Annotated in this window: 16 protein-coding genes; 5 read left to right on the top strand and 11 right to left on the bottom strand. The window is 71.9% G+C overall.

Going from position 1 to position 16362, the window contains the following annotated elements:
* Nucleotides 1-30: 30 nt before the first annotated feature.
* Nucleotides 31-1053, bottom strand: coding sequence for a hypothetical protein (locus tag G7063_RS10345; RefSeq protein WP_166414317.1), 1023 nt, complete (start codon nucleotides 1051-1053; stop codon nucleotides 31-33).
* Complete coding sequence (locus G7063_RS10350) at nucleotides 1050-2510, bottom strand: hypothetical protein (RefSeq protein ID WP_166414318.1); 1461 nt, start codon at nucleotides 2508-2510, stop codon at nucleotides 1050-1052. Before G7063_RS10350 ends, G7063_RS10345 begins: the two co-directional genes overlap by 4 nt.
* A gap of 242 nt (nucleotides 2511-2752) precedes the next feature.
* Here G7063_RS10350 and G7063_RS15445 point away from each other — a divergent pair, with 242 nt between their 5' ends.
* Nucleotides 2753-4828, top strand: a complete 2076-nt coding sequence (locus G7063_RS15445) for a hypothetical protein (RefSeq protein ID WP_166414319.1) — start codon at nucleotides 2753-2755, stop codon at nucleotides 4826-4828.
* A complete protein-coding gene (locus G7063_RS10360) occupies nucleotides 4825-5241 on the top strand; it encodes a hypothetical protein (protein ID WP_166414320.1) in 417 nt (138 codons plus the stop codon). Before G7063_RS15445 ends, G7063_RS10360 begins: the two co-directional genes overlap by 4 nt.
* A 63-nt stretch (nucleotides 5242-5304) precedes the next feature.
* Here the strand turns inward: G7063_RS10360 and G7063_RS10365 are convergent, their stop codons facing one another.
* From G7063_RS10365 to G7063_RS10375, 3 genes are all read right to left on the bottom strand, one after another.
* Nucleotides 5305-6123, bottom strand: coding sequence for an alpha/beta fold hydrolase (locus G7063_RS10365; protein WP_166414321.1), 819 nt, complete (start codon nucleotides 6121-6123; stop codon nucleotides 5305-5307).
* 92 nt (nucleotides 6124-6215) lie between these two features.
* Nucleotides 6216-6965, bottom strand: a complete 750-nt coding sequence (locus G7063_RS10370) for an alpha/beta hydrolase (protein ID WP_166414322.1) — start codon at nucleotides 6963-6965, stop codon at nucleotides 6216-6218.
* 82 nt (nucleotides 6966-7047) lie between these two features.
* The gene (locus G7063_RS10375) at nucleotides 7048-7338 is read right to left on the bottom strand and encodes a hypothetical protein (protein ID WP_166414323.1); all 291 of its coding nucleotides are present in this window, start codon (nucleotides 7336-7338) and stop codon (nucleotides 7048-7050) included.
* Between the two features lie 122 nt (nucleotides 7339-7460).
* On the opposite strand from G7063_RS10375, the gene G7063_RS10380 reads away from it, so the two are divergent.
* Both G7063_RS10380 and G7063_RS10385 read left to right on the top strand, forming a co-directional pair.
* Complete coding sequence (locus G7063_RS10380) at nucleotides 7461-8468, top strand: FKBP-type peptidyl-prolyl cis-trans isomerase (protein WP_166414324.1); 1008 nt, start codon at nucleotides 7461-7463, stop codon at nucleotides 8466-8468.
* 190 nt (nucleotides 8469-8658) lie between these two features.
* Nucleotides 8659-9168, top strand: a complete 510-nt coding sequence (locus tag G7063_RS10385) for a phosphoribosyltransferase (protein ID WP_166414325.1) — start codon at nucleotides 8659-8661, stop codon at nucleotides 9166-9168.
* A gap of 3 nt (nucleotides 9169-9171) precedes the next feature.
* On the opposite strand, the gene G7063_RS10390 is transcribed toward G7063_RS10385, so the two are convergent.
* Nucleotides 9172-9744, bottom strand: coding sequence for a TetR/AcrR family transcriptional regulator (locus G7063_RS10390; RefSeq protein ID WP_166414326.1), 573 nt, complete (start codon nucleotides 9742-9744; stop codon nucleotides 9172-9174).
* A gap of 51 nt (nucleotides 9745-9795) precedes the next feature.
* Between G7063_RS10390 and G7063_RS10395 the strand changes: the two genes are divergently transcribed.
* A complete protein-coding gene (locus G7063_RS10395; RefSeq protein WP_166414327.1) occupies nucleotides 9796-11487 on the top strand; it encodes an FAD-binding protein in 1692 nt (563 codons plus the stop codon).
* A gap of 77 nt (nucleotides 11488-11564) precedes the next feature.
* Here the strand turns inward: G7063_RS10395 and nrdF are convergent, their stop codons facing one another.
* From nrdF to nrdH, 5 genes are all read right to left on the bottom strand, one after another.
* Complete coding sequence (gene nrdF, locus G7063_RS10400) at nucleotides 11565-12545, bottom strand: class 1b ribonucleoside-diphosphate reductase subunit beta (RefSeq protein ID WP_166414328.1); 981 nt, start codon at nucleotides 12543-12545, stop codon at nucleotides 11565-11567.
* 49 nt (nucleotides 12546-12594) lie between these two features.
* Nucleotides 12595-13323 (bottom strand): DUF3592 domain-containing protein, encoded by a 729-nt coding sequence (locus tag G7063_RS10405; protein WP_166414329.1) that lies wholly within the window; start codon nucleotides 13321-13323, stop codon nucleotides 12595-12597.
* A gap of 21 nt (nucleotides 13324-13344) precedes the next feature.
* A complete protein-coding gene (gene nrdE / locus G7063_RS10410; RefSeq protein WP_166414330.1) occupies nucleotides 13345-15477 on the bottom strand; it encodes a class 1b ribonucleoside-diphosphate reductase subunit alpha in 2133 nt (710 codons plus the stop codon).
* Nucleotides 15474-15890, bottom strand: a complete 417-nt coding sequence (gene nrdI, locus G7063_RS10415) for a class Ib ribonucleoside-diphosphate reductase assembly flavoprotein NrdI (RefSeq protein ID WP_166414331.1) — start codon at nucleotides 15888-15890, stop codon at nucleotides 15474-15476. The genes nrdE and nrdI overlap by 4 nt, the downstream gene beginning before the upstream one ends.
* A 151-nt stretch (nucleotides 15891-16041) precedes the next feature.
* Complete coding sequence (nrdH, locus tag G7063_RS10420; RefSeq protein ID WP_166415315.1) at nucleotides 16042-16287, bottom strand: glutaredoxin-like protein NrdH; 246 nt, start codon at nucleotides 16285-16287, stop codon at nucleotides 16042-16044.
* Nucleotides 16288-16362: the final 75 nt, after the last annotated feature.

The raw sequence follows: 16362 nt of genomic DNA on the forward strand, positions 1-16362 counted from the left end.
CCTTCCTGCGTGCGGAGACGACGGGTGTCGTCAGTCCTTGTTCTCGGGGATCGAGGCCTTCACCGCGGCGTGCTCGATGCCGAGCACGTCGACCGTCGAGGCCCCTGCGTCGGCTGCGGGCACGTGGATCGCGACGACGGTCGAATACGTGAGCGCCATCGAGTTCTTGACCTTGAGCTTCTTCGTGAGGTGCTTCTCGACGTCGTCGACGGGCGAGATCTTGGCGCCCTTCTCGGCGACGCGGTCCTCGAGCGCGGTGAGCTCGCCGACGACGAGCATCCCGCCGTCGACGGTCGCGAACGCGTGGAGCGCGCCGGGCACGGCCGTGAACGTCATCGTCTGCTTGCCCGCGGCAGGCTTGAGCGCAGCGTTCTGGAGCTTGCCGAGCTGCGCGATGCGCTCCCGGAACGGGTCCTCGGCGAAGAGGTCGAGGTGCTCGGACTTCTTGGGCTTCGACAGGACGTCGGCGTAGCGCTCGAGCGCCTCGGACGCTGTGACGAGGTAGCCCTCGTCGTCGGCGCCGACCTCGGCGGAGCCGACCGACGCGGCCGCGAAGCGGGGCAGCGTGACGCCGGGGAAGAGCCTCACCCACGACCACAGGCGCCACGGGTCGCGCGCAGCGTCCTGCTCGAGGACGAGGAGCCGTTCGGTCTCGAGCTCGGGCTGCTCGGAGACGACGAGCGCCGAGCGCGGCCACGTCTGCGCGACGGGAGTCGTCATCGACAGCGCGGTCGTCGGAAGCTTCGTCAGCGGGTCGTCGCTCTTCTTCTCCTTCGCGACCGCGAGCTCGACCTTGCGGATCGCCAGTGCGGGTCCCGCGAGGCGCTCCTTGAGTCCCTTGTCGCTGCGGGCCTCGTCGGTGGTCGCGAGGGTCTCGCCGACGGCCGCGAGGATCGCGGCGGACTGGTCGGGCGTGAGCACGGGCGGCGCCTGGACGGGAGGCGCGGCGGGCGCGGGCGTCGGCAGGGGCTCGGCGCACGCGGCGAGCCCGAGGGCGAGCGCGACGGCAGTCGCAGCGAGGGCGCTGCGTCGCAGGCGAAGCGTGCGGGTCATGCGTCCTCCTCGGGGTTCGTCGGGCTCTGGTCCTGGGGTGAGGGGCTCCACGTCTGCTGCTCGAAGCCCCAGGCGCGACGCCATGCGTCGGCGCGGGCGGTGCCTGCGTCCTCGGCGGGAGGGCTGGGCGAGGTCGCAGGCGGCGGAGCTGGCGTTGCGTCGACGGTCTCGCCCGCCGAGCGGGCGGCGCGCACGACGGGAAGCGTCCCCGTCCGCGGACGGCGCCGAGCCTTCTCCTGGGCGGCGAGGGCCGCCTCGCGCTCCGCCTGCTCGCGCATCTCGCGACGCGTGAGCGGCCGTCCGCCTGCGCCGGCCGGCGCCGTGGCGGCGAGCGAAGCTGCGTCGGTGCCCTGATCCGTCGCGGAACCCGCCGACGGGGCGCTCCGACGGACCGCGTAGGGGCTCGCCGGCGCGGGCGGCCGGGTCGCCCCCACGGCCATGCCGGGGAGGACCGACGCACTGTCGGCGGAAGGTGCGACGGGGCGCGGTCCGTAGGGCGACGACGTGGAAGGTGCCGACGCGGCGGGGTCCGCGGTCCGGGTCGTCGTGGACGTCGGGGAGACAGTTCCGGCGGGCGTCGCGGGCGCCGGAGGCTCCGCGGGCGTGTCCGCGCGCCGGCCGTCGCGGCGCGTCGAGAGCGTCGCGGCCGTTCGGGCAGAGGTCTCGAGGATGCTGCGGCGTGCCGTCGCACCGACCGCGAGCAGGCCGCCGCGCGTCGCGGCGAGCAGCACGAGGCCACCCGCGAGGAGCAGGAGGATGCCGACGACGAGCGCGGGGACGAGCCACGGCGTGGCGACCTCGCGCTGCCAGGCGAGCGCAAGGACGGGCGCGGGGGCGCCGTCGCCGACCGAGGCCACGAGGAGCATGGTGCGTCCGACGCCGGCGGGAACGTCCACGGGGAGCGTCGCGCTGCCCGCGCCGGTCGCCGACGCGAACCACATGTCGGAGCCCGACGGGTCCGGGCCCACGAGGCCCGAGGTACCGACGACGGTTGCGGGCCCGGGCGTGGCAGCGGCCGACCCGTCGTCCGCGGGCTTGGTCGTCTTGTCGTCGGAAGGCTTGGTCGTCTTGTCGTCCGACGCCTTCGTCGACTCGCCGTCCGCAGGCTCGAGCGGGGTCGTCTCCCCTGCGACGAGCGTCGTCGCGAGCCGGTCCCACGTCGCAAGGCCCGTGACGGAGAGATGGGCGTCGGAACCGACCCAGCCGCGGACGTCGACCTCGCGGCCGAGCGCGACGGTGATCTCGCCGCCGTCCGGCCGGGTCGCGGTGACGGTGACGTCGTCCGAGACGAGGTCGAGCACCCCGGGCTCGACCGCCAGGAGCGTCGTGGCCCCTGCTCCGGAGCTCGACGCCGTGACGAGGTCGTCGGGTCGCCAGACCGTCGCCGAGGCGACGCCCAGGGCGGCCGAGAGCACGCCGAGCGCGACGAGCAGCCAACCGATGACGCGTTGCAGCACCAAGATTCCTTCCGTTCCGGACGCTCCAGCCTACGGCGTCGTCCCTGGCGACGGCCACCGAGCCCCTCCGCCGCCCCCACCTCGCCACCGGATCTGCACACCGGCACGGATCACGTACGACGGGTCCCTAAGGTGCGGGTGAACCGATACCCTGGGACGGCGCACGCCACGACGCCGTCGACGACGACCGACCGGCGACCCTGCGCTCCCGGTGCACCACTCCCCGACGCCAAAGGCTCATCGTGTCCGAAGACCGTCCTCTGTTCCCCGTCGTCATGCGCGGCTACGACCGCGGCCAGGTCGACGGCGAGATCGCCCGCCTCTCCAAGCAGCTCGACGCCGCGCGCACGCAGGTCGCCGCGCTCGACGAGAAGACGCTCCAGATGGGCGGTGAGCTCTCGGACGCGCAGCGTCAGCTCCGCGAGGCCGAGCGCCCGACGTACTCGGGTCTCGGCTCGCGCATCGAGCAGCTCATGCGCTCCGCCGAGGAGCAGTCCTCCGACGTCGTCGCCCAGGCCAACGCCCAGGCGTCCGACTCGGTGGCCCGTGCAAAGCTCGCCGCCGGCCAGATCCGTGCCCGCGCGGAGAACGAGGCCGCCGAGGTCCTCGCGACCGCCCGCCGCGAGGCCGACGACACCCGCGCGGCCGCCGCGACCGAGGCCGAGTCGGTGACGACCAGCGCCCTGCGCCGGGCCGACGAGATGGTGAGCTCCGCCGAGCGCGAGGCCGCCCGCATCCAGTCCGTCACGCAGACCGAGGTCGCCGAGCTCCGCGCGACCGCCGAGCGCGAGACGTCGAGCCTGCGCGCCGCCGTCGAGCTCGAGACGACCGAGCTCCGCGTCGCGACGCAGGACGAGGTCGCCGCGCTCCGCCAGTCGGCGGACACCGAGACGACGACGCTCCGCGAGGAGACCGACGCGTACGCGGCCGACCTGCGCCGCACGGTCGACGTCGAGACCTCCGCGCTCCGCCAGAAGGCCGAGTCCGAGACCGGCGCGCTGCGCCAGACCACGGACACCGAGACCGCCGAGCTGCGCCGCACCGCCGCCCGCGAGACCAGCGAGCTGCGCCAGGCCGCCGAGACCGCAGCGTCCGAGCTTCGCGCGGACGCCCAGGAGTTCGCCGACACGCTCCGCCAGACCGCCGAGCGCGAGACGACCGAGCTCCGCCGTCGCGTCACCGAGGAGACCGACGCGCTGCGCACCGAGGCCGACCAGTACGCCGCGCTCACGCGGACGACGGCCGACCGCGAGGTCCGCGAGCTCCGGGACGCTGCCGCGGCCGAGGTCGCCCAGCTCCGCGCCGACACCGACACGTGGACCACCACGCAGCGCACCGAGACCGAGCAGCACGTCACGACCCTGCGCGCGACGACGGACCGCGAGACCACCGAGCAGCGAGAGACCGCCCGCCTCGAGACCGCAGCGCTGCGCGAGACGACCGAGCGCGAGACGACCGAGCTGAGCGAGACGACCGCGGCGTCTGCCGCCGAGCTCCGCGCGACCGCGGACCGCGAGACCGCCGAGCTCCGCGAGAGCACCCGCCTCGCGGTCGAGGCCCAGCGCGCGGAGGCGTCCCGCGAGGCCGCAGCGCTCCTCGCGTCCGCGAAGACCGACGCGGACACCCTGCGCGAGCAGGCCCGCAAGACCCTCGCCGACGCCGAGCTCGCGGTCGCGACCCGCAAGGCCGAGTTCGAGCGGTCCGAGGACGAGCGCATGGCGGCCGCCCGCGCAGAGACCGACCGCATGGTCGCCGAGGCCGAGGCCCACGCCGCCGACGCCGAGCAGCGCGTGGTCCGCGCCGTCGAGCAGGCCGAGAAGATCCGCCAGGAGTCCGACGCCCACGCGAAGGATCTCCTCGCGGGGGCGCGCCGCAACGCCGACGAGATCGTCGCCGGGGCGCGCGAGCACTCCGAGCGCACGCTCTCGGAGGCCGTGAGCGAGGCCGACCGCGAGCGCACGACCGCGCAGCGTCAGGTCGACGACCTCAACAAGCAGCGCGAGTCCATCACGACGTACCTCGACGAGCTGCGCTCGCTGCTCGGCGGCGACCCCATCCCCTCGCGCCGCACGCTCGAGAAGGTCTCGGTCGCCCAGGAGCGCTTCGAGCAGCAGGCCGAGTCGGACGACGCCGCGGAGGGCGCTGCCTCGGCGCCGTCGGCAGTCTCCGCAGAGCCGGCTCCGTCCGCGGCGTCGGCCGAGCCTGCCCCGTCGGCAGCCTCCGCCGAGCCCGTTGCTGACGACGCGTCCGAGGACGTCGACGTCGACGTGCCGGTCGTGGAGCCCGACGAGCAGGACCCGGAGCAGGCGACGCGATGAGCGCCGAGGGCGGCTGGGCCGAGCAGCGGCGCGAGGCCGCCCTCGTCCACGAGCAGCGCCTGCGCGAGAAGCAGGCGGGCGAGACCGCCCGTGCACGCGTCCTCGTCGAGGACTTCCTCGTGCGCGCTCGCGCACAGGGCGTCGAGCCCGAGCCGCTCCTCGCCCGCGACTACTCGGGCGGCGGCCCCTACCGCACCGGTCTGCGCGGCTGGTACGTCCGGGCCAACCGTTCGGCCGCGATCGGCGAGGACGGCGAGTTCTACGTCCTCACCGTCGCGGGCGGGCTCGTCGCACGCCTGCGCGGGTCGCGGCCCGAGCCGAGCGATCCGCCGATCACCCTCGGCAAGGGAGGTCGTGACGGCGAGTCGATCGACCTGCGCGACGCCCTCGCGCGCGTCGTCCCGGAGAGCTGATCCCGCACGGACGACGGCCGCGGACCCCGGGCTGGGTCCGCGGCCGTCGTGCGTCCGCAGCGGTCAGTCGCGAGCCCGCCCGACGAGCGCGGCCAGCGCGGCCGCGACGGGCTCGGGGTTCTCGATCGGTGTCATGTGGCCCGCGCGCCGGACGACGGTGAGCGTCGCGTCGCGCGCTGCGTCCTGCATGGCCTCGGCCTCGGCGACGGGCGAGAGCTCGTCCTCGTCACCGACGACGACCGCGACGGGGCCGTCGAACGCGGCGAGCGCGGCGAGGCGGTCCGGGCGGGCCGCCATCGCGCGCTGGCACCACGCGACGCCGGCGGGGCCCTGGTCACGGATCCAGCCGTCGACCCGGTCGACGAGGTCGGGGCGCTGCTCACGACTCGTCTCGCCGAGGACCGCACGCCGCATACCGAGCACCTCGTCGACCGTGCCGGAGCGCTCGACCTCGTCGGCGATACGCAGCCGGTTGGCGCGTGCGTCGTCCGTGTCCGCGCCGGCCTTCGTGTCGACGAGCGCCGCACCCGCGAGCAGCCAGGCATGACGCTCGAGGAGCGAGAGGACCGTGTAGCCGCCCATCGAGAGTCCCGCGACGACCGCGCGGTCGACTCCGAGCTCGGCGAGCGTGTCCGCGACCGCGTCGGCCTGGATGTCGACCGAGGGGACGTCGGGGACCTGGAGGCGCTGCGCGACGTCGTGCCCGGACGGCGAGGACCCCATGCCCGGCAGGTCGAGCGCGAGGACGGGGAACGCTCCCGGAAGGAGAGGGACGACGTCGTGCCACATGCGGGAGTCGAGCGGGAAGCCGTGGAGCAGGACGAGGGGCGTGCCCTCCCCCTCGCGCAGGCGGTGGTGGGCGAGCAGTCCGTCACCGGTCATCACGTGGTGCCTCCGTCCCCCGGGCCGCGAGGCCCGTCAGCAGTACGGGCACGGTGCCCGCAGCCCCATCCTCCCCCGCGGGAAGGGACGTGTCAGCGGGTCTCGGGCTCGTCGGCCGTCGCGGCCTCGCCGTCCCACGTCGTCGGCAGGGGCGCGTGGCCCGGCAGGACCGTCGCGACGATCTCGTCGAGCACCGTGCGGACCGCTGCCTCGCCGACCCACAGGTGCTTGGCGCCATCGACGCCGATCACCTCGGCCTGCGGGACGAGGTCGAAGCGCTCGCGCGCCTCGGCCGGCTGCAGGTAGTCGTCGTGCTCGGGGACGAGGATCTTGAGCGGGCGGCCGAAGTCGGCCCAGCGCCGCAGGTCGTCGTCGGTCGCGCGGTGCAGCGGCGGCGAGAGGAGGATCGCGCCCTCGATCGACGGGTCCGTGCCGTGCTTGAGGACGAGCTCGGTGCCGAAGGACCAGCCGACGAGCCAGCGACGCGGAAGGTCGCGGAACTCCGCGAGCTCGATGGCCGCGGCGACGTCGAAGCGCTCGGCCTCGCCGCCGTCGAAGGCGCCCTCGCTCGTGCCGCGCGGCGAGGAGGTGCCGCGCGTGTTGAAGCGGAGCACCGCGAGGTCGGCGAGCGCCGGCAGGCGCCACGCGGCCTTGCGGTAGACGTGGGAGTCCATGAAGCCGCCGTGCGTCGGCAGCGGGTGGAGGGTGACGAGCGTCGCGACAGGATCGCGGTCAGCAGGGAGCGCGAGCTCGCCGACGAGCGTGAGGCCGTCGGCCGTGTGGAGCTCGATGTCCTCGCGTCGGGCGGGCAGGACTGTCGTGGAGCGGATCTCGGTCGTCACGAGGCCCGAGCCTAGCCCGGGCCCCGCCCTCCGGGTCCGCCGGTCCGCGTGACCTCGGGCACGTCCACGCAGCGGGGCTCGCTCAGCGCGCGCGGTCCCAGCACGCTGCGTGCCAGTGCCGCCGCTGCTCGAGCGCTGCCGACGCCCCAAAGAGCCCGTCCTGGGCCCAGGCAACGACGTGCGGGGTGCCCTGCGGGATCTCCTGCTGGCAGCCCGGGCAGCGATAGGCCTTGTCGCTCGCGCGGATCTTCTGCACCGTCCAGTCCTCGCCGCCGCGCTGCGTCGTCGAGCGCCCGCCCGTGGCCCGGTCGAGGTCGAGCTCGCGGTGCGGCTCACCCCACGGACGACGATGTGAAGGACGCTTGGAGGGCATCGGTCCATCGTGCCACGGTCCGGGGGCCGGATGGCGAAGTACTCAGCGCGCACCCAGGTTCACCCCGTAAGGTAGCGGGGACCCGTGGCGCGCCACGCCCCCAGACGTGAGGATCCCCCCAAGTGTCCAGCACCTTCCTGCGACGCGGCGCCGTGCTCGTCGCCGTAGCCGCTCTCGCTCTCGCCGGCTGCTCCGACGACGCCTCCGAGGGAGGCACGCCGAGCGCGACCGGCACGCCCAGCGCCACCGGGTCCGCCACCCCGACCGAGGAGCCGACGCCGGGGACGTACGACACCGCCGCGACCTCCTGCACGCCTGTCGCGGCCGGCGACTCGAAGCTCCTCGCCGCGACGACGCTCACGGGTGACGTCGGCACGACGCCGGAGATCAAGATCGACCCGAAGTTCGAGGTCCCCGAGAAGGGTGAGACCGCGGTCGCGTGCACGGGCGACGGTCCGAAGGTCGCCGAGGGTGAGCTCGTGAGCTTCCTCGCGCGCGTCGTCACCATCGCCGACGGCACGCACCTCGGCCTCACGTCGGCGCCGCTCTTCTTCCCCACGCCCGCGACCACGGGCACGCTCGACACGGGCGCTCTGGCAGGCCTCACCGTCGGGACCCGCATCGTCTCCGCCTTCCCCAACAGCGGGTCGGCTGCCGCCCAGGTGTTCGAGATCGTCGACACCTTCCCCGCGACCCCAGAGGTCACGGATGCGAAGGCGGGCGACGCCGGCCTGCCGACGGCGACCGCGGAGAAGGGCACCAAGCCCACCGTGAAGCTGCCCGAGGGCGGCATCACGATTCCCCGCGGCATCTCGCGCGTCGTCCTCGAGGAGGGCGACGGCCCCGTCGTCGAGAAGACTGACACGATCGCCGCGCACTACCTCGGCGTCAAGGGCTCCGACGGCACCGAGTTCGACTCCTCGTGGAGCCGCGGCGACGAGCCGACGGAGTTCCCCCTCTCGGGGGTCGTCTCCGGCTGGACGCACGGTCTCTCGGGCGTCAAGGCCGGTTCGACCGTCATGCTCGTCATCCCGCCGGCGTACGGCTACGGGCTCAACCAGTCGAGCGAGCTCGCGACCGAGACGATGATCTTCGTCGTGACGATCGAGAAGGTCGTCGACGCGAAGTGACCTCCGGCGGCACCGGCCGCCACCCGTCCCGAGGGGCGCGCACCGCACGGTGCGCGCCCCTCGGGCGTTCGCGGACGTTGCGGCAGGTGGGGGCTCCGCGCGGCGTGCGTGAGCAGCCTCACGCGTGACGTCCGTCCGATCCGGGCCCTGCGGCCCCGACGTGCCGCTCCAGCACACGTATCGTGAGGCGATGAGCACCGAGAACCAGGTCCCGTCCCCCGAGCGCGAGATCCTCACGTGGGAGGCCTTCGGCGTCGCCTCCCGTGAGCTGGCCCAGCAGGTCTACGACTCCGGGTTCCGGCCCGACGTCGTCGTCGCGATCGCCCGTGGTGGACTCGTCCCCGGCGGCGCAGTGGCGTACGCGCTCGGCACGAAGGGCGTCGGGACGCTCAACGTCGAGTTCTACACGGACATCGGCCAGACGCTCGAGGACCCGCGCGTCCTGCCTCCCCTCATGGACACCTCCGACCTGCCGGGTGCGCACGTGCTCGTCGTCGACGACGTCGCGGACTCGGGCCGCACGCTCGCGCTCGTCATGGAGATCCTTGCGGCGAAGGGCGCCGAGGCGCGCTCGGCCGTGCTCTTCACGAAGCCGCGCTCGATCGTGCGCCCTGACTACTCGTGGAAGGACACGGACCTGTGGATCACGTTCCCGTGGTCCGCGCAGCCCGCGATCGGGACGACGACGCCCGGGGACTGACCGTCAGCGCACGTCCCCTCGGGCACGGGAGACGTACGGCATCTCGAGCCGTGCCACGTCCGCCGCGGCGGCCTCCGGGGTCGCCGCGGTGACGACGACGCCGAAGACCATGCGCCAGGCGAGCAGGACGTCGCCGACGGTCGTCGCCTCGTCGACGAGGCCCGCCGCACGAGCCGCCGGGAGCGTCTGTCCCACGAGGCGCTCGAGCCGGGTGTCCCCGTCGTACACGGGGTGCGTGCGCCGTGCCTCGACCGCCATCTCGACGAACGCCGCCTCCCGCAGCGTCTGTGCGACGAGGAGGTCCCACACGCGGCCGAGCGCGCCCGCGTCGTCGCCGGACGCCGCCTCCTCGAGGTCGCGGAAGTTGTCCTCGAACGCGGCGATCGCGAGATCCAGCCGTGCAGGGAAGTGCCGGTAGAGGACGCCCTGGCCCACGCCGGCCTCCTGCGCGATCGCGTGGAGCGGGACGCGGTAGCCGCGCTCGGTGAAGAGCCGGCGGGCGGCGTCGACGAGGGCGGCGCGGTTGGCTGCCGCGGCAGCGGGTCCTCGGTTGACCGGGCGGCGCGAGATGGGCATGCTGGGATCATAGATCCGGACAACGCTGTCCGGTGAGGTGAGGAGCACACCATGACCACGTTCGACCACACCTTCGACGTCGTCGTCGTCGGCACGGGGTCCGCAGGCCTGTCCACCGCGCTCGGCGCCGTCGACGAGGGGCTCAGCGTCCTGCTCGTCGAGTCCACCGAGAAGTGGGGCGGATCCACAGCGATGTCGGGCGGAGGCATGTGGCTCCCCGACAACCCCCTCATGGCCCGGGCCGGCGTCGGCGACTCCCGCGAGGAGTCCCTCGCCTACATGGAGGCGACGATCGGCGAGTGCGGAGCCGCCGCGTCCCGCGAGCGCAAGGAGGCCTTCGTCGACGGGGTCGACGACCTCGTGACGACTGCCGAGCGCCACGGCGTCACCTTTGCCCGCGCGACCGACTACCCCGACTACTACCCCGAGCGCCCCGGCGGCAAGATCGGCCGGAGCATCGAGGTCAAGCCCCTGTCGTCCAAGCCCCTCGGCCCCCACTGGGACACGCTGCGCAACGCGATGGCTCTGCCCGCGATGACCGACGACGTCTGGGAGCTGGGACGCTCGTGGTCGACGGTCTCCGGCATGGTCCGCGGCGTCCGCGTCGTCTCCCGCGTCCTCGGTGGAGTCGTCACCGGCCGCCGCCTCGTCGGCATCGGCAACGCATGGGCCACGGCGTTCGGCCGGGCGACGATCGTCGACGGCAACGTCCCCATGTGGCTCTCGTCGCCTCTCGGAGAGCTCGTCGTCGAGGACGGGCGCGTCGTCGGCATCACCGTCGAACGCGAGGGCAGCACCGTGCGCGTCGGCGCCCGGCTCGGCGTCATGCTCGCCTCGGGCGGCTTCGAGGCCAACCGTGAGTGGCGGCTCGCGCACCAGGGCGTCGAGGGCACCCCGTCGGGCAACCCCGGCAACCTCGGCGCGCCGATCGCCGAGGCCCAGCGCCGCGGCGCGACCGTCGAGCTCATGGACGACGCCTGGTGGGGCGCGTCGATCGCGCCGACCTCCACGACCGGACCGTCGTTCATCGTCGGCGAGCGCTCGATGCCGTACTCGCTCATGGTCGACGCTCGCGGTGCGCGCTTCGCCAACGAGTCCGAGTCGTACGTCGACCTCGGCCACCACATGCTCGAGCACGACGGCGGCGCCGGCCCCTACTGGATGATCCTCGACGCGCGGTACCTCCGCCGCTACTTCCGCACGTTCGCGATGGACCCGCGTGCGACCAAGGCCATGCGCGCCGAAGGCGTCGAGGTCCGGGCGAAGACGCTCGCGGAGCTCGCGACCGCCATCGGCGCTGACCACGCCACCCTCCGCGCGACGATCGAGCGCTTCAACGGCTTCGCACGCGCAGGCGTCGACGGCGACTTCGCCCGTGGCGACTCCGCCTACGACCGCTACTACGGCGACCCGACCGTCCGGCCGAACAACAACCTCGGCACGATCGAGCGCGGCCCGTTCGTCGCGTACAAGGTCGTCCTCGGCGACCTGGGCACCAAGGGTGGCGTCGTCACCGACGTCGACGGTCGCGCGCTGCGCGCCGACGGCAGCGTCATCGAGGGGCTCTACGCCGCCGGCAACGCGTCCGCGTCCGTCATGGGCCGCACCTACCCCGGCCCGGGCTCGACGATCGGTCCCGCGGCCGTCTTCGGCCTGCGGGCCGTGCGTCGCATGGCCCGCGAAGCGCGGGACGCTGTCAGCTCGTCCGCAGACACCGGGGACGAGGTCGGCGCCCAGGCCTGAGACCATGGACGGCCGAGGGCCGGTCACCGCCTCAGCGGTGACCGGCCCTCGGCCGTACGGTCAGGAGACCGGGAGCGTCAGAACTCCCAGTCCTCGTCCTCCGTGTTGACGGCCTTGCCGATGACGTACGACGAGCCCGAGCCCGAGAAGAAGTCGTGGTTCTCGTCGGCGTTCGGCGAGAGCGCCGAGAGGATCGCGGGGTTGACGTTCGTCTCGTCCTTGGGGAACAGCCCCTCGTAGCCGAGGTTCATGAGCGCCTTGTTCGCGTTGTAGCGCAGGAACTTCTTGACGTCCTCCGTGAGGCCGACGCCGTCGTAGAGGTCCTGCGTGTACTGGACCTCGTTCTCGTAGAGCTCGAAGAGCAGCTCGAACGTGTAGGCCTTCATGTCGTCGCGGACCTCCTGCGAGGCGCGCTCGAGGCCCTTCTGGTACTTGTAGCCGATGTAGTACCCGTGGACCGCCTCGTCACGGATGATGAGGCGGATGAGGTCCGCCGTGTTCGTGAGGCGGGCCCGCGAGGACCAGTGCATCGGCAGGTAGAAGCCCGAGTAGAAGAGGAACGACTCGAGCATCGTCGAGGCGACCTTGCGCTTGAGCGGGTCGTCGCCGCGGTAGTAGTCGAGGATGATCTGCGCCTTGCGCTGCAGGGCCTCGTTCTCCTCCGACCAGCGGAACGCCTCGTCGATCTCCGGCGTCGAGATGAGCGTCGAGAAGATCGACGAGTAGCTCTTCGCGTGGACCGACTCCATGAACGCGATGTTCGTGTAGACGGCCTCCTCGTGCGGGGTCAGCGCGTCCGGGATGAGCGAGACGGCACCGACCGTGCCCTGGATCGTGTCGAGCAGCGTGAGGCCGGTGAAGACGCGCGTCGTCAGCGTCTTCTCCTCGTCGTTGAAGTTGGCCCACGACTGGATGTCGTTCGACAGCGGGACCTTCTCCGGCAGCCAGAAGTTGCCGGTGAGACGGTCCCAGACCTCGAGGTCCTTGTCGTCCTCGATGCGGTTCCAGTTGATCGCCGTCACACGGTCGATCAGCTTGATCTTCGGGCTGGGGGTCATTCTGTGGGCCTCGTTCGAGCTCGGAGGGATGTGTCTGGTCATGAGTCTGTCAGAAGAGCGGGGGTGCGACGCGGGCGCCGCTGCCCGGGGTGCCCGGAGCTGTCGGCGGAGCGCCTGACGACCCGGGAGCCGTAGCGTCGGGCACGCTCCCCGGCATCACGACGACACCGGGCATCGAGGCCCCCTGTCCGCGTGCCTGCCCGGCAGGACCGGGAGGCCCAGAGGTGCCGGGAGGCCCCGAAGGCGTCGCTCGGGAGCGTCGTGCTCGCCGGATCGCGCGCGCTCCGCGCCACACGGCGAACGCGCCGCTCACGAGGAGGACCAGCCCGATGGCGGCGAAGGCACCGAGGAACCAGCCGAGGAACCCACCGACCGGGTCGACCTGGGACCACGCGGGGTCGGCGGGGTCCAGCAGCACACCGACCTCAGTGCCGAGGCTCTGGCACGGCGACCGGGTGACGCCGTCGGTCGCGGTCCGCTCGACGCCGTCGAGGCCGACGAACCCGACGATCGAACGACACCCGGAGCCGCCGTCGTCCATCGCCCTGCGTTCCAGCGAGACGACGGTGCCCTCGACGCGGACGAGGTCGTCGTCGACGACCGCCCGCACCGTGCCGGTCGCGAAGGCGACCGTGAGCGTGACGCCGAGCCAGATCGTGCCGAAGACGAGGAGGAACGCGCCGGCGACGAGGGCGGCTGTGCCCCCGACTGCTGCCGGGCGCGCGCGACCCAGCGCCTGGACCTGCCAGGTGCGTGCGCCGCGCGCGTCCGGTGCCATGTGTGATCCTCCGGTCTCAGGTCAGAGCATGCAGGAGACGCAGCCCTCGACCTCGGTGCCCTCGAGCGCGAGCTGGCGCAGACGGATGTAGTAGATCGTCTTGATGCCCTTGCGCCACGCGTAGATCTGCGCCTTGTTGAGGTCGCGCGTCGTCGCGGTGTCCTTGAAGAACAGGGTGAGCGAGAGACCCTGGTCGACGTGCTGCGTCGCCGCGGCGTACGTGTCGATGATCTTCTCGTAGCCGATCTCGTACGCGTCCTGGTAGTACTCCAGGTTGTCGTTCGTCATGTAGGGCGCCGGGTAGTAGACGCGCCCGATCTTGCCCTCCTTGCGGATCTCGATCTTCGAGGCGATCGGGTGGATCGAGCTCGTCGCGTGGTTGATGTACGAGATCGAGCCGGTCGGCGGGACGGCCTGGAGGTTCTGGTTGTAGATGCCGTGCTCCATGACCGAGGCCTTGAGCTCGCGCCAGTCGTCCTGCGTCGGGATGTGCTGGCCTGCCTGCGCGAAGAGCTCCGCGCCGCGCGCCGTCGAGGGCACCCACGCCTGCTCGGTGTACTTGTCGAAGAACGTGCCCGACGCGTACGCCGAGTCCTCGAAGCCGCCGAACGTCTCGCCGCGCTCGATCGCGATGCGGTTGGAGGCGCGCAGCGCGTGGAAGAGCACCGTCATGAAGTAGATGTTCGTGAAGTCGATGCCCTCCTCCGAGCCGTAGAAGACGCGCTCGCGGGCGAGGTAGCCGTGGAGGTTCATCTGGCCGAGGCCGATCGCGTGCGAGGAGTCGTTGCCGACCTCGATCGAGCGGACGGAGGAGATGTGCGACTGGTCGGACACGGCCGACAGAGCGCGGATCGCGGTCTCGACCGAGAGGCCGAGGTCCGGGGAGTCCATGGCGCGCGCGATGTTGAGCGAGCCGAGGTTGCAGGAGATGTCCTTGCCGATCGCGTCGTACGAGAGGTCCTCGTTGTACGTCGTCGGCGTGTTGACCTGGAGGATCTCCGAGCAGAGGTTCGACATGTTGATGCGACCCTTGATGGGGTTCGCCTTGTTGACCGTGTCCTCGAAGACGATGTACGGGTAGCCCGACTCGAACTGGATCTCCGCGAGCGTCTGGAAGAACTCACGCGCGTTGATCTTCGTCTTGCGGATCCGGGAGTCCTCGACCATCTCCGCGTACTTCTCCGTCACGGAGATGTCGCCGAACGGGACGCCGTAGACGCGCTCGACGTCGTAGGGCGAGAAGAGGTACATCGGCTCGTTCTTGCGCGCGAGGTCGAACGTGATGTCGGGGATGACGACGCCGAGCGAGAGCGTCTTGATGCGGATCTTCTCGTCCGCGTTCTCACGCTTGGTGTCGAGGAACTTCATGATGTCCGGGTGGTGCGCGGAGAGGTAGACCGCGCCCGCGCCCTGACGCGCGCCGAGCTGGTTGGCGTACGAGAACGAGTCCTCGAGGAGCTTCATCACGGGGATGATGCCGCTCGACTGGTTCTCGATCTTCTTGATGGGCGCCCCGGCCTCACGGATGTTCGAGAGGAGGAGCGCAACGCCGCCGCCGCGCTTGGAGAGCTGCAGCGAGGAGTTGATCCCGCGCGAGATCGACTCCATGTTGTCCTCGATACGCAGGAGGAAGCACGAGACGAGCTCGCCGCGCTGCGCCTTGCCGGCGTTGAGGAACGTGGGGGTCGCGGGCTGGAAGCGGCCCGAGAGGACCTCCTCGACGAGGTTCGTCGCGAGCTTCTCGTCGCCCGAGGCGAGGGCGAGGGCCGTCATGACGACGCGGTCCTCGAAGCGCTCGAGGTAGCGCTTCCCGTCGAAGGTCTTGAGCGTGTACGACGTGTAGTACTTGAACGCGCCGAGGAACGTGTCGAAGCGGTACTTCTTGGCGTACGCGAGGTCGTTGAGCTGCGTGATGAACTCGAACGAGTACTGGTCGAGCACGGCGGGCTCGTAGTAGTGGTGCTCGACGAGGTAGTCGAGGCGCTCACGCAGCGAGTGGAAGAACACCGTGTTCTGGTTGACGTGCTGGAGGAAGTAGGCGCGGGCGGCCTCGCGGTCCTTGCCGAACTGGATCTCCCCGTTCGGGCCGTAGAGGTTGAGCATCGCGTTGAGCGCGTGGTAGTCCATCTCGGACTCCTGCTCGAGGGCGATCATGCTGTTCTCCGTGACTGTCGTTGCCAAAACTGCCTCAATCCTTCGCGGACGCGGGTGACGTCCTCGCTCGTCCCCAGGAGCTCGAAGCCGTACAGGTACGGCACCTCGCACTTGGCGGAGATGATCTTCCCTGCGAGGCAGTAGGCCTCGCCGAAGTTGGTGTTGCCCGCGGCGATGACGCCGCGGATCAACGACCGGTTGCCCTCGTCGTTGAGGAACCGGACGACCTGCTTGGGCACCGCGCCCTTGCCGTTGCCCCCGCCGTAGGTGGGGGTGACGAGCACGTAGGGCTCGGTGACCCGGAGCGGGTCCTCGATGCGTGTCAGGGGGATGCGTGTGGCCTCGAGACCCAGCTTCAGGACGAAGCGGTGGGTCGTCTCGGAGACGCTGGAGAAGTAGACGAGCCTGCTCACCGGATCACCTCGAGCGGGTGACCGTCGAGCGACCGTGGTGCGGGACCACGTGCCACCTCCCTCGTGGGGCGGTCGCCCTGCGGGTGCCGCAGGACAGGCGGGTACGAAAGCGCCCGGCGCGCCTGCTCGAGGCGGCCGGGCGGGTGCGCCGTCAGGCGACGGCGGTCGCGACCTGCGTCGCGAGGGCGGAGATCTGGTCGGGGCGGAAGCCCGACCAGTGGGAGTCGCCGGCGACGACGACGGGGGCCTGCATGTAGCCGAGCGAGCGGACCATCTCGAGGGCCTCGAGGTCCTGGCTGATGTCGACGACCGTGTAGTCGATACCGCGCTTGTCGAGCGCGCGGTAGGTGGCGTCGCACTGCACGCAGGCCGGCTTGCTGTAGACCGTGATGCTCATCACGCGGGTCCCCTCGTTCGGAGCGTCCGGCCGCGCGGAGCGGCTGAACTACGTTCGTGTGGTTCGTCGTGCGGG

The organism is Sanguibacter sp. HDW7, assembly GCF_011300875.1.
Classification (GTDB): domain Bacteria; phylum Actinomycetota; class Actinomycetes; order Actinomycetales; family Cellulomonadaceae; genus Flavimobilis.

Excerpts from the sequence above, each read along its gene's own strand:
- G7063_RS10345 (WP_166414317.1), bottom strand. The coding sequence starts at position 1,053 with ATGACCCGCACGCTTCGCCTGCGACGCAGCGCCCTCGCTGCGACTGCC.
- G7063_RS10360 (WP_166414320.1), top strand. The coding sequence starts at position 4,825 with ATGAGCGCCGAGGGCGGCTGGGCCGAGCAGCGGCGCGAGGCCGCCCTC.
- G7063_RS10365 (WP_166414321.1), bottom strand. The coding sequence starts at position 6,123 with ATGACCGGTGACGGACTGCTCGCCCACCACCGCCTGCGCGAGGGGGAG.
- G7063_RS10375 (WP_166414323.1), bottom strand. The coding sequence starts at position 7,338 with ATGCCCTCCAAGCGTCCTTCACATCGTCGTCCGTGGGGTGAGCCGCAC.
- G7063_RS10385 (WP_166414325.1), top strand. The coding sequence starts at position 8,659 with ATGAGCACCGAGAACCAGGTCCCGTCCCCCGAGCGCGAGATCCTCACG.
- G7063_RS10390 (WP_166414326.1), bottom strand. The coding sequence starts at position 9,744 with ATGCCCATCTCGCGCCGCCCGGTCAACCGAGGACCCGCTGCCGCGGCA.
- G7063_RS10395 (WP_166414327.1), top strand. The coding sequence starts at position 9,796 with ATGACCACGTTCGACCACACCTTCGACGTCGTCGTCGTCGGCACGGGG.
- nrdF (WP_166414328.1), bottom strand. The coding sequence starts at position 12,545 with ATGACCCCCAGCCCGAAGATCAAGCTGATCGACCGTGTGACGGCGATC.
- G7063_RS10405 (WP_166414329.1), bottom strand. The coding sequence starts at position 13,323 with ATGGCACCGGACGCGCGCGGCGCACGCACCTGGCAGGTCCAGGCGCTG.
- nrdE (WP_166414330.1), bottom strand. The coding sequence starts at position 15,477 with ATGATCGCCCTCGAGCAGGAGTCCGAGATGGACTACCACGCGCTCAAC.
- nrdH (WP_166415315.1), bottom strand. The coding sequence starts at position 16,287 with ATGAGCATCACGGTCTACAGCAAGCCGGCCTGCGTGCAGTGCGACGCC.